This window comes from Nocardia abscessus NBRC 100374, assembly GCF_000308455.1.
GTDB lineage: Bacteria > Actinomycetota > Actinomycetes > Mycobacteriales > Mycobacteriaceae > Nocardia > Nocardia abscessus.
In genome coordinates this window covers 1-12,321 of sequence record NZ_BAFP01000018.1, presented here as the reverse complement: position 1 = coordinate 12,321, position 12,321 = coordinate 1, and the positions used below count along the sequence as shown (strand labels likewise).

12 protein-coding genes are annotated in these 12,321 nt (G+C 68.9%); 4 read left to right on the top strand and 8 right to left on the bottom strand.

Annotation, left to right across the window (positions count from 1 at the left end):
• Window positions 1-283: 283 nt before the first annotated feature.
• The gene (locus ON19_RS03175) at window positions 284-526 is read right to left on the bottom strand and encodes an MbtH family protein (RefSeq protein WP_011207082.1); all 243 of its coding nucleotides are present in this window, start codon (window positions 524-526) and stop codon (window positions 284-286) included.
• A gap of 168 nt (window positions 527-694) precedes the next feature.
• On the bottom strand, window positions 695-1,528 hold the full coding sequence (locus tag ON19_RS03170; protein WP_043686424.1) for an alpha/beta fold hydrolase: 834 nt from the start codon (window positions 1,526-1,528) through the stop codon (window positions 695-697).
• 189 nt (window positions 1,529-1,717) lie between these two features.
• Between ON19_RS03170 and ON19_RS42770 the strand changes: the two genes are divergently transcribed.
• From ON19_RS42770 to ON19_RS03155, 4 genes are all read left to right on the top strand, one after another.
• A complete protein-coding gene (locus ON19_RS42770; RefSeq protein ID WP_169334155.1) occupies window positions 1,718-1,888 on the top strand; it encodes a hypothetical protein in 171 nt (56 codons plus the stop codon).
• A gap of 84 nt (window positions 1,889-1,972) precedes the next feature.
• Window positions 1,973-3,523: an alpha,alpha-trehalose-phosphate synthase (UDP-forming) gene (locus ON19_RS03165; protein WP_051168485.1), complete on the top strand. Its 1,551-nt coding sequence runs from the start codon at window positions 1,973-1,975 to the stop codon at window positions 3,521-3,523.
• A 70-nt stretch (window positions 3,524-3,593) separates the two neighbouring features.
• On the top strand, window positions 3,594-4,325 hold the full coding sequence (locus tag ON19_RS03160; RefSeq protein WP_043686418.1) for a response regulator transcription factor: 732 nt from the start codon (window positions 3,594-3,596) through the stop codon (window positions 4,323-4,325).
• Window positions 4,322-5,791, top strand: a complete 1,470-nt coding sequence (locus ON19_RS03155; protein ID WP_051168483.1) for a sensor histidine kinase — start codon at window positions 4,322-4,324, stop codon at window positions 5,789-5,791. Before ON19_RS03160 ends, ON19_RS03155 begins: the two co-directional genes overlap by 4 nt.
• 44 nt (window positions 5,792-5,835) lie before the next feature.
• Here the strand turns inward: ON19_RS03155 and ON19_RS03150 are convergent, their stop codons facing one another.
• The 6 genes from ON19_RS03150 to ON19_RS03125 form a co-directional block, all read right to left on the bottom strand.
• Window positions 5,836-6,330: a hypothetical protein gene (locus ON19_RS03150; RefSeq protein WP_043686415.1), complete on the bottom strand. Its 495-nt coding sequence runs from the start codon at window positions 6,328-6,330 to the stop codon at window positions 5,836-5,838.
• A 70-nt stretch (window positions 6,331-6,400) separates the two neighbouring features.
• Window positions 6,401-7,285, bottom strand: a complete 885-nt coding sequence (locus tag ON19_RS39900) for an Rv1363c family protein (protein WP_051168482.1) — start codon at window positions 7,283-7,285, stop codon at window positions 6,401-6,403.
• Window positions 7,282-8,706: an MCE family protein gene (locus tag ON19_RS03140; protein WP_043686411.1), complete on the bottom strand. Its 1,425-nt coding sequence runs from the start codon at window positions 8,704-8,706 to the stop codon at window positions 7,282-7,284. The genes ON19_RS39900 and ON19_RS03140 overlap by 4 nt, the downstream gene beginning before the upstream one ends.
• Window positions 8,703-9,956 carry an MCE family protein gene (locus ON19_RS03135; RefSeq protein ID WP_043686408.1) on the bottom strand — a complete coding sequence of 418 codons (1,254 nt, stop codon included), beginning with the start codon at window positions 9,954-9,956 and terminating at the stop codon, window positions 8,703-8,705. The genes ON19_RS03140 and ON19_RS03135 overlap by 4 nt, the downstream gene beginning before the upstream one ends.
• A complete protein-coding gene (locus ON19_RS03130; RefSeq protein WP_043686405.1) occupies window positions 9,953-11,218 on the bottom strand; it encodes an MCE family protein in 1,266 nt (421 codons plus the stop codon). Before ON19_RS03130 ends, ON19_RS03135 begins: the two co-directional genes overlap by 4 nt.
• Before the next feature lie 88 nt (window positions 11,219-11,306).
• Window positions 11,307-12,320 (bottom strand): MCE family protein, encoded by a 1,014-nt coding sequence (locus tag ON19_RS03125; protein ID WP_051168481.1) that lies wholly within the window; start codon window positions 12,318-12,320, stop codon window positions 11,307-11,309.
• Window position 12,321 lies beyond the last annotated feature (1 nt).

Genomic DNA, 12,321 nt, shown 5'->3' with positions numbered 1-12,321 from the left:
GGCGAGTGCTCTACCACTGAGCTAAGGAGGCGGGAAAGCGGTTGTCATCATAACCGGGCTCGCCGTCTGTGTGACAAACGGAATCCGCGTTCGGCAATGAACGCGACCCGACCCGACAACCGCTTTCGAGTGAAGCGAGATCGAGCATCGCTCGCTCACGGCCCCGCTCAGGCCCGAGCGACCGGCCCGCCCACGACGAAGTCACGGGCGGCGGTCGCTCGGGCGTGCGCCGAGACAGAGCCGCGAACCTGCCGCGCGGTGGGCGCGGCACCCGGCGGACCGATCAGGACTGGGCGCCCTGCCGGGCCGCATCGTCCGCGGCCATGGCGTCGCGCAGGCTCTTCGGACGCATGTCGGTCCAGTTCTTCTCCACGTACTCGACACAGGCAGCGCGGCTGTCCTCGCCGAACACGACTCGCCATCCGGCCGGAACCTCTGCGAAGGCGGGCCACAGGGAATGCTGTTCCTCGTCGTTGACCAGGACGAAGAAGCGGCCGTCTTCATCATCGAAGGGGTTGGTGCTCAATTTCACCTCACTGGATACTGGCGCTATGTACGGGATCGCTCCTGGTTCACACGGTGCCGGGTTGCTGCCAACCCCTGGCGCCGAGAGACCCCGAGCGTTGTTTCGACACTAGCAAGCAAGACGTTACGCCTGGGCAGTTACCTACGCTGTCGCCTCGCCGACGTGCAATCAGCCCGCAAAGAAGTCCAGCAGAATCTTGTTGACCGCCTCCGGCCGTTCCAAATATCCGAAATGCCCCGCGTCCGGTACCTCCTGGTACCGCGCGCCCGGGATCACGTCCGCGATCTCCCTGGACAGATACGGCGGAATCATCCGGTCGTCGGCGAAACCGATCGAAAGACAGGGCACGCGGATCGCCCGGTAGGCCTGCACCCGATCGAAATCGTGGTCCATCCGCCGCTGCGCCCTGATGCCGGGCGAGACCGGCCCGCCGGTGAACTCGAACAGGTCGAGCCAGTCGCGCGCGGCGTTCGGCTCGGCCATGGTCGCGGGCGAGAGATTCATGACCGCGGTGATCGCCGCCTCGTATTTCGGCGGCAGTTTCACCCCGGCGGCGTCGAGCTCGTGCTCGCCGAGGGAAAGCGTCTTCTGGAACTGGTCGAGGCGCCCGTGCCCGGCCATGAACACCGCCTTGCGCACCAGCTCGGGGCGGGCCAGCGCCAGCTCCTGCGCCACGCGCGCGCCCATCGAGGTGCCCACCACCAGCGCCGGGCCCTCGTCCAGGAACTCGATCAGGGCCGCGGTGTCTGCTACCAGCTCGTCGACGGTCATGCCGGAGGCCGCCTCGAAGGACGGCGCGATCCCGCGGTTGTCGAACGTGCACACCCGGTAACCGGCCGCGACCAGGGCGGGAACCTGGTGCAGCTCCCACACCCGGCCTGGACTGCCGGTGCCCATGATCATGACGACGAGCGGCGCGGAGCCCTTGGTGTCGGTGCCCCTGGCGCGGTCGCCCTTCACCTGATAGTTGAGGGAAATCCCGTTCACCGTGGCCAGCGGCATGTCGACCCTTTCGTGGAGTTGGTGCTGCTCCCCCACGGTATAGGGACCGGCAGGGGCGACGCACCGACCGGGGTGCCCTGGTAGCGCGTGCCACGCTTGCGCCAACGCCCCGGCGGGCGCACCTCCCAGCGTCGCATACCATTGAGTTTTCGCAGGGTAAGAGCGCACTAAAGCCGGGAGGACTTGACGATGGCCGCGAAGGGCAGCGCGAACGACATTGCGGACGACGATCTGGAACCGCTCGCCGACGAAACCGCGCGTCAGGCGCAGCGGGTGGTCGCTGCATACGCCGAGGACGCGGATGAATGCCGGATGTTGTTGTCCATGTTGGGTATTGGACCGAACGCTCGAGGCGAATAACCTCGTTCTCGACGCCAACGGCGACGTCGACTACACAACTCCAGCGGGATACAGCAACGCGCAAAGGATGCGTGAGTGGACCAGATGAACCCGTCCGACGACTCCGAGCACGCCAGAGAAACCTCGACTGCTGACACCGCGGCGGGAACCACCGGCTCCGGCGCGGGCTCCGGTTTCGTCGTCGTCGCCAATCGGCTCCCGGTCGACCTCGAACGACTGCCCGACGGCAGCACCAGGTGGAAACGCAGCCCCGGCGGTCTGGTGACCGCCCTGGAATCGGTCCTACGCAACAACAAAGGCGGCTGGGTCGGCTGGGCGGGCGTCCCGGACGTCGACGTGGAACCCATCATCGAGGACGGCCTGGAGCTGCATCCGGTCCCGCTGTCGGCGAAAGAGGTGGCCGACTACTACGAGGGCTTCTCCAACGGCACCCTGTGGCCGCTGTACCACGACGTGATCGTGCGGCCGGTCTACGACCGCAGGTGGTGGAGCGCGTACGTCACCGTGAACCGGCGCTTCGCCGAGGCCACCGCCAAGGTCGCCGCCGAGGGCGCGACCGTGTGGGTCCAGGACTACCAGCTCCAGCTGGTGCCGAAGATGCTGCGCATGCTGCGCCCCGACCTGACCATCGGGTTCTTCCTGCACATCCCGTTCCCGCCGGTCGAGCTGTTCATGCAGATGCCGTGGCGGACGGAGATCGTGGAGGGCCTGCTCGGCGCCGATCTCATCGGCTTCCACCTGCCCGGCGGCGCGCAGAACTTCCTCTACCTGGCCCGCAGGCTGGCCGGCCAGCCCACCTCGCGGGGCTCGGTCGGGGTGCGCTCCAAGCTCGGCGTCGTCCAGGTGGGGTTCCGTACGGTGCGGGTCGGGGCGTTCCCGATCTCGATCGCCTCCACGGAGATGGACGAACACTCCAGGCGCAGGTCGGTGCGCGAGCGCGCCGCCAAGATCCGGGCCGAACTCGGCAACCCGAAGAACATCCTGCTCGGCGTGGACCGGCTGGACTACACCAAAGGCATCGACATCCGGCTCAACGCGCTGGAGGAATTGCTCATCGATGGCCGGGTCGATCCCTCCGAGACCGTCATGATCCAGCTGGCCACCCCGAGCCGCGAGCGGGTCGAGAGCTACATCCAGATGCGCGGCGACATCGAACGCCAGGTCGGCCGGATCAACGGCGAGTTCGCCCGGGTCGGCTATCCGGTGGTGCACTACCTGCACCGCCCGATTCCACGCGACGAGCTGATCGCGTTCTTCGTGGCCGCCGACGTCATGCTGGTGACGCCGCTGCGCGACGGCATGAACCTGGTGGCCAAGGAGTACGTCGCCTGTCACAGCGGGCTCAACGGCGCCCTGGTGCTCAGCGAGTTCACCGGCGCCGCCGCCGAGCTGCGGCAGGCATACCTGTGCAACCCGCACGACCTCGACGACGTGAAGGACGCCATCGTCGCCGCGCTGGAGGACGAGCGCGACGTCAAGCGCAGGCGGATGCGGTCGCTGCGCAGGCAGGTGCTGGCCCACGACGTCGATCGCTGGGCGCGGGCCTTCCTCGACGCCTTGGCGCAGGACCAGGTCGCGGGCAGCGCGCTGCTCACCGACGACGACGTCTACCCCGAGGACCGCGAACCACGCTGAGTCCCGCGTTCACAGGAACCACCCAGCTTCGGTCCAGGAACTTCGCAGGCGGATACCGGACCATGAAGCCATGAATGGTGCGTCCGTGCAGCAGACACCCGAAGCCAGGGTCCTGGTGGTCGATGACGAGCCGATGATCGTGGAACTGCTCGCGGTGAGCCTGCGCTACCAGGGCTTCGAGGTCGACACCGCGGCCGACGGCGCCCAAGCGCTGGACAAGGCGCGCACCTTCCGCCCCCAGGCGCTCATCGTGGACGTGATGATGCCCGGCATGGACGGCTTCGGCCTGCTGCGCAGATTGCGCGCCGACGGGGTGGACGCGCCCGTGTTGTTCCTGACCGCGCGCGACGACGTGCAGGACAAGATCACCGGCCTCACCCTCGGGGCCGACGACTACGTCACCAAGCCGTTCAGCCTGGAAGAAGTGGTGGCCCGGCTGCGGGTCATCCTGCGCCGCGCCGGTCACGCCGCGCCACAGCGGGAGAGTTCGCGTCTGCGCTTCGAGGACATCGAGCTCGACGACGACACCCACGAGGTGTGGAAGGCGGGCGAGCCGGTCGCGCTGTCGCCCACCGAGTTCACGCTGCTGCGCTACTTCATGGTCAACGCGGGCACCGTGCTGAGCAAGCCGCGCATCCTCGACCACGTGTGGCGCTACGACTTCGGCGGCGAGGTCGGCGTGGTGGAGACCTACGTCTCCTACCTGCGCAAGAAGGTCGACACGGGCGACACCCGGCTGATCCACACTTTGCGCGGCGTCGGCTACGTGATGCGCGCGCCGCACCGTAAGAGCGGTACATGAGCCCGGGCCGGATCGTCACGGCGCGCGCGAAGATTTCCGGCCTGCTCTCCTCGGTCCCGCTGCGCGTGACGTTGATGGTTCTTCTGGTGCTCACCGCCGGCCTCGGCCTGCTGGTCTCCGGCATGGTGGTCACCTCGGCCTTGGAACAGCAGCTCACCGACCGTACCGACCAGCAGTTGCATGAGGGCGCGATGGAATGGGCCAGGCGAGGGCCGCCACCGCCGGTGCTGCCTGCCGAACCACGCCACGCACCCAGCCAGTTCTACGTGCGCTCGCTACGCACCGATGGGCGCGCGGTCTTCCTGAAGGCATTCGGTGTCGACGACGCCGAACCCGATCTGCCGACCACGCCACGGACGGGTCCGTACACGGTCGGCTCCACGGACGGAGGTCCGATCCGGTGGCGCGCGCTGACCGTGCGTACACCGGAGGGCACCACGACGGTGGCGCTGCCGCTCACGCAGAACACCGACACCGTGCACCGGCTGGTGATGCTGGAGCTGATCGTCGGGGCGATCGTCCTGGCCGTGTTGGCGGTGATCGCGTACTTCGTGGTGCGGCGCAGTCTGCGGCCGCTGCGCCGGGTGGAGAGCACCGCCGCCGCCATCGCCCGCGGCGACCTGCACCGCCGTGTCCCGGTGCGGGGCACGAACACCGAGGTCGATCGGCTGTCCAGGTCACTGAACGGGATGCTGGCGCAGATCCAGCGCGCGTTCACCGCGACCGCCGCCTCCGAGGAGGCGGCGCGCCGGTCGGAGGAGCGCATGCGGCGCTTCATCGCCGACGCCAGCCACGAACTGCGCACCCCGTTGACGACGATCCGCGGGTTCGCCGAACTGTATCGCCAGGGCGCCACGGACGATCCCGCCACGTTCATGGACCGCATCGAGCGCGAATCCCAGCGAATGGGTGTGCTGGTGGAAGACCTGCTGATGCTCGCGCGGCTGGACGCCCAGCGCCCGCTGGAACTGGGCCCGGTCGACCTCCTCGCCGTGGCCAGCGACGCGGTGCACAACGCGCGGGCCGTGGTCGCCGCCGGGCACACCGACGGACCCGTCCGCACCATCGAGCTGACCATCGAGCCGGGCGAGGGGACGCTCGAGGTGGTCGGCGACGAGGCGCGACTACGTCAGGTCTTGGGCAATCTGCTGAACAACGCCGTCACGCACACCGCGCCCGACGCGACGGTGACGGTGACGCTGGCGCCCAACCCCGAGCACGTGCTGCTGGAAGTGGCCGACACCGGGCCGGGCCTGCCGCCCGAGGACGCCGAACGCGTCTTCGAGCGCTTCTATCGTGCCGATACCTCCCGCGCGCGAACGAGCGGCGGCACGGGGCTCGGCCTGTCCATCGTGCAGGCGCTGGTCACCGCGCATGGCGGCGAGGTGGGCGTGCGGAGTTCGACCGAGGCCGGGACGACGTTCACGGTGCGGTTGCCGCGCCGGCCGTCCTCGGAGTCGTCCTAGCGCCTCGTCGTCCTAGCGCCTCGAGCCGCAGGGCTCCGCCCTGCTCAGACCGGCGTGACCGCTTCGACCAGCCAGCGCGAGTCCGCTTTCGTCAAGGCGACGCGCACGCGGCTGCCGGTGGTGGTGCCCTGCGGACTGTCCTTGCTGGTCATGACCTGGTTGAGGAACAGCAGGACCTGCGCATGCGAGCTGTCTGCGGAGATGACACCGCCTGCCTGCGTGGTCGCGGTGACGGTGAGCTGCTTCTCCTTGGCGCCCGGCGCGATCTGCTTCTCGATCAGGGTCAGGTAGTCCGCGCGGAAGTCGCCGGTCAAGTTGTCGGCGGACTTGGGCAGCTCGGTGTCCACGGTCTGCGGGTTGTAGGTGAACATGGCCTCGACGGTGCGTCCCGCCGTCGCGACCGCGTCCTTGCGCGACTGCTCGGCCTGCCGGTCGTCCCAGTAGCGGTAACCGTTGACGCCGCCGATCACCGCGGCCACGGCGACCACCACCCCGAGGAGCGCGAGCAGGATCCTGCCTCTGATTCCGTTCATGCTCATGCTGCGTCCTCTCCGGCATGAACGGGGCCTTCCGTGGTCACGCTCCGCTGCCGCCTCCAGGCCTGACCGTTCATGCCACGAACTCCACATCGGACACGGTGAGCCCGGAATCGCCGCGGGAGACGGTGACCCGGAACCGGTAGTACCTGGTCTGCGGCTCGGCTTGGCCTGCATTGGTCAGCGACTGCTTGGCGGCGACCAGTACCCGCCCGGAGCGATCGTCGTCGCTCTCCAGCGCGGCCTCCACGATCTCGCCGGTGGAGACCACCTTGGCCTGCTGCACGATGCTGGTGAACGGATCCACCCGGCCGTCGAACTCGGTTTTGAACTCGCCGGAGGCCAGCGAGAGGATCCGGTCGATGTCCTGCTTCGCCGAATCGGCGCGGATGGTGGTCAGGTTGACGATCGCCTGCCTGGCGGTTTCCACGTATTCCGCGCGGCGCTCGTCGCGTTCGTGTGCCGAGCGCGTCGCGAGCACCGAGAGGGTCGCGCCGCAGACGAGCGCGATGACCAGCAGCGCGGCCGCTGCCATGGCGAGAATGCGCGGCAGGCGGCGGCTCTTGCTCGCGCCGGGCTTCTGCTCGGTGGACGACGACTCGGCAGCGGCTTTCGTCATGGTGACCGTCGCCTCGCCCGCATCGGCGGTCGAGTCGTCCGTGGCCGGTACGCTCGGGCTCGACTCGGCATCGACTGAACTCGGCTCGTTGTCCGCAACGACGGTGCCGGCGGAGGGTACGGCGGATACCTCGGCTGGCGCGGTCTTCGCCTCGTCGGCAGCCGCGGTCTTCGCGTCATCGGCAGCCGCGGTCTTCGCATCAGTGGCGGTCACGACCTTCGCGTCGGTCGCGGTCGCGGTCTCGGCGTCGGTGGGGGTCGCGTCTTCCTCGACCGGGGGCCCGGCCGAGCGCACCGCACGCCGCCGCGAGCGGTGACCTTCTCCGTTGCTCTCACTCATTGTTGCTGCTCCTCGAGCATCGCCTGCCAGCTCGACGGTACCGTGCCCGAACCGCTCGGTCCGATATCGCCCTGTCGGTATGTCCGCCCGTCGGGGCCGATGTAGACGCCGCTGTCCGGGTCGTACGCTCGGGCGGCGGCTGGTGTGGCGCCGCCGTAACTCGCCGGCGCCACTACGGGCGGCTCATCGGCGGGCGCTGCCGCGGGCGCGACCGGCTGCGGCGGCCCGAACGGCGGATTGTCCCCCAACGGAACGTACCCGGTCCGGCACATTTCCGGCGTCGGGGCGCGCACACCGGGCACCTCGGCGCACGGCGTGTTCCGGATGCCGCGCACCGCCTCGGGAGCGTCTTGCGGCACCTTGCAGTACAGGCCGGCGGGGGTGGGCGGGGTGTCGAGTTCACTCGGCGAGCGGCGCTGGTCCGGCGGAAGGAAGCCGGTGGTGCAGGCGGGCGGGTCGTTGACCACCGCCATGAAATCGACCAGGGCTCCGTATTCGAGCGGGCCGCGTACCGCGGTGAGCAGCGCGGCGACCAGCGGCGGGTAGACCACCAGGATCTGCTCGAGTCCCGCGTGATACGTGACCGCCACCTGGCCGACGCTGACCAGGTTCGACAGCAGCAGCGGCAGCGTCGGACGCAGATCGTCGAACAGGTTGGTCACCCGCTGCATGGCCGAGGGGCCCTCGCGCAGGATGCCGCGCAGTGCGGGGTCGTGGCCGCGCAGCTGATCGGTGACCGTCGCCAGATCGGCGGTCCAGGAACGGATCGCGGCGTCCGAGCGGGTCTGGGTGTCCAGCAGCGGTCCGATCTGGTCGAGCAGCTGTTTGGTGGGTTCGGCGTTGGCCTGCGCCTCCTGCACCAGCAGCGACGCGGAGTCGATGAACCGCTGCAGGTCCGGTCCCGCGCCGTTGAAGGCGAGGAACGCCTCATCGATGACCTGCCGCAGCCTGGTGTCCGCGACGCTCGACAGCAACCGGTCCGCCTGGTCGAGCAGCGCACCGACGTCTTGCGGCAGCTTGGTGCGCTCGACCGGGATCACGCTGCCGTCGCGCAGATTTCCGCCCGTACGCTTCTCGGCGGGCACCAGGTCCACGTACTGCTCGCCGACCGCGGAGACGCTGCGCACCCACGCGTCGACGTCGGAGGGGATCTTGTAGTCGCTGCCGATGGACAGTTTCGCGTCGACGCCGACGGAGGTGAGCCGGACCTCCTTCACCACGCCGACATTCGTGCCGCGGTAGGCGACATTCGCCGTCGGGTAGAGACCACCGGTCGCGGCCAGCTGCACCGTGACCTCGTAGCGGCCGATGCCGAACATCGCGGGCAGCTTCACATATGTGCCGCCCATGACCACCAGGCCGATCACCGTCAGCACGGAGAAGATGATCAGCTGGGCGCGAACGAACCGGGTGAGCGTCACTGTCCCGGACCCCCTTGCGGCGCGGCGTTGCCCGGCATGGGCACGGTCAACCCGGGTATCGCGGGCAGGCCGGGTATCGGCGGTAATCCCGGAATGGACGGCGGCGGCTGACTCGACGCCGGGGGCGGCGCCTGCAACGGTCCGGTGGCGGGATCACCGTTCTGTGCGGCCGTGCCCGGCGCGAAGCTGCCGAGGGCGCCTTCCACGCCGCCGAACCGCCCGCCCAGCGGCGTTCCGGTGAGGAAGTTCGAATCCAGCCGCTTGCCGGTGATGTCCACGGTCATGAACAGATTCAGATAGTCGCCCTTGATGGCGTGGTCCAGGTTCTTCATCGGGAACGGGAAGGTGGCCAGGATCTTCAGCGCCTCGGTGAGGTTGTTGCCGGTGTCCGACAGCGATTTCAGCGCGGGCACGAGGCTGTTGAGGTTCGCCTTCAGGTCGTCGCCGCTGTCGGCGACGATGCGCCGGACGACGTCGCTGAGCTCGCCCAGCGCGCTGAGTGCCCTGGTGATGTTCGCCCTGCGGTCGGCCAGCACGGTCAACGCCGGATGGATCTGCTCGATGGCCGCCGCCACCACGTCACGCTGCTGGGCCAGTTGACCGCCGAGCCGGTCCAGCCCGCTCATCGCGGCGATGATGTCGCCGGTCTGGCGGTCCAGGTTGGTGGTGAGCTCGTTCAGCTGCGGCAGCAGGTCCCTGATGGCCTCCTCCCGCCCGGTGAGCGCGGAATTCAGTTCGCGGGTGATGGTTTCCAGCTGCGCCACGCCGCCGCCGTTGAGCACCACCGACAGTGAGGACAGCACCTGCTCGGTGGTCGGGAAGATCCCGGCCCGCGCCAGCGGGATGACGTCGCCCGCCTTCAATTGACCTTCGGGAACCTGATCGGTCGGCGCGGCGAGCTCGAGATGGTTGGACCCGAGCAAACTGGTCTGCCCGATCTTGGCGACGGTGTTCGCCGGCAGATGCACGTCCGGGTTCAGCATGACGGTGACCAGCGCGTGCCAGTCCTCCACCTCGATCTTCGAGACGGTGCCGACCGTCACGTCGTGCACGCGCACCGGCGAATTCTGGGTCAGCGTGGTCACGTTCGGCATCTGGATGCGCACTTCGTAGGAGCCAGGCCCGGTGCCCTCGGTGCCGGGCATCGGCAGCGAGTTCAGTCCGTCCCACTGACAGCCGGAGACGCCGAGCGCCACCGCCAGCCCCACCGCGACGGCGGCGGTGCGGCGCAATCGCCGCGTCGGCGTCATCGCACTCCTCCTGGAATGGCCAGTCCGGCGATGCCGTCCGGCACGCTCACCGGAGCGGGCTGCGGCTGCGCCGGCGTCTGGTTCGCCACCTGCCCGGCCAGACTGGGATCGGTGTACACCAGCTGATCGGGGAACGCGGTCACGCCGCTGGCCGGGTTGGTCATGATCGGCACGTAGTTCATGCTCAGGCTGTTGATCACCGGCGCCAGGTACTGCGCGCAGAGGTCGGCGCTGCGATCGGCGTCGTTGGTCTCCAGCGCGCGGACCGAACCGCACAGGAACCCGAGTGGGTCGGCCGGGTTGTTCAGCGCGATCGCGCCGGTCAGGGTGCCTTGGGCCGGTTTGTAGATCTGGTAGAAGTTCACCAGCGCGGTCGGGCCGGAGTGCAGGACTCGTTCCAGTTCCGGCCGCTTGTCCACCAGCACCTGGGTGGCGTCGGCCAGCCGCTGCACACCCTCGGTGAGCTCGGCGCCGCTGCCGTCGATGAATCGGCGCACGTCGACGATCGCCGCGTCCAGATTGTCCAGGCCCGCACCGAGGTCGGTGGAGACTCCGGCCAGCACCGAGGACACCGACGCCAGCCGTCCGCCGAACTGCACGATCTGCTCGTTGCTCGCCGACAGCACCTCGACGAACTTCTGCAGGTTGCGCACCGTGCCGAACAAGTCGGTGCGGCCGTCCGACAGCGTGCTCAACGTGGCCGACAGTTCCCGCAGGGTGTCGCGGAACCGCTGCCCGTTGCCGTCGAGGTTGTCGGCGGCGGTGTCGATGAAGCGGCCGAACGATCCCTGCTTGTCGTCGCCGACCGGGCCGAGCGCGGTGGCCAGCTTGGACAGCTCCGCCTTGATGTCGTCCCATTCGACCGGCACCGCGGTGTGCTCGAGGGGGATCACGCTGTCGTCGGCCAGCTTCGGGCCGCCGGTGTAGGCGGGCGCGATCTGGATGAAGCGCGCCGAGACCAGCGAAGGCGAGATGATCACTGCCTTCGGATCGGCGGGCACATCGATGCCGCGGTCGAGGGTCATCGTCACCTTCACCCGGTCGGCGCCGGGTTCGATCGCGTCGATCCGGCCGACCTTGACGCCGAGCACCCGCACGTCATCGCCCGCGTACAGGCCGGACGTGGACGAGAAATACGCGGTGACCTTGGTGGTTCCGATCCGGGTCAGGCCGGTCCACGCGACGGCGATCACGAGCGCCGCGACGACCACCGCGGCCAGCACCAGTGCCCAGCGAGGCAGTTTCCGTACGACGTTCAGCATGCACGTGCCCCCAGACTCGACTCCCCCGTCGTCGAGGCCCAGATATCGACGGCTCGAGACGGGTAACGGATGGACGGGTAAGGCCCTCTCATCGCGGCGGCTCCTGTATCGCGGGTTCGATCGACGGGGGCGGCGTGAGGTAGCTCTGCAGATCGTTCGGCAGATGCTGCGGCCACACCAGCGCGTCCACCAGCGGCTGGAGCGTCTTGCTCGCGGCATTGACCACGTACGCCTGGAAGTAGGGGCCGCTGCCGACCTGTTCCCCCAGGGCGGCGGCGAACGGGCCGAGCCCGTCGAGTGCGTCGGCGAGGTTCTGCTTGTTGCGCTGCAGCAGCGCCACCACCGAATTCAGCTTGTCGAGTGCCGGCTTCAGCTGGGCCTCGTTGTCGGCGACCAGGCCGGACAGCTGCTGGGCCAGCCCGTTGACGTAGACGATCAGCTGTCCGAGCGCGGTGCGCCGCCGGTCCAGCTCACCGAGCAGCTCGTTGCCGTCCAGCAGCAGCGCGTTGATCTGGTTGCCGCGGTCGGCGAGGATCTTCGTGACGTTCTGCGCCCGCTTCAGCAGATCCGTCAGCGCTTGGTCGCGCGCGTTGATGCTGCGCGAGAGCGCGGTGACGCCGTCGAGCGCCGAGCGCAGCGGCGCCGGTGTGTCGGCGAACGTTTCCGAGAGCACGTCCAAGGTCTGGTCGACCCGGTCCAGGTCCAGGTCGTGCACCGTGCCCGCCAGGTCGCTCAACGCCTCGTTGAGCGAGTAGGGCGAGGTGGTGCGCTCGAGCGGGATGGTGTCGTCGGTGCGCAACGCGCCGGGTCCGGACGGCGTCACCTCCAGCGACTTGCGGCCGAGCACCGTGTTGGTCTTGATCGCCGCAGAGGTCTTCTCGCCCAGCACGATCGATTCCGCGAGGGTGAACCGGACGAGCACTTTCGCGCCGTCCAGGCCGACTTTCTCGACCCGCCCGGAGCGCACGCCCGCGACCTGCACCGGGTCGCCGGGAAGCAGGCCGCCCGCGTCGGCGAAGTAGGCGGTGAACGTCGCGCCGGAACGGATGAACGGCAGCCGGTCGAATTGCAGTGTCGACAGCGCCACCGCCACCGCCAGCACG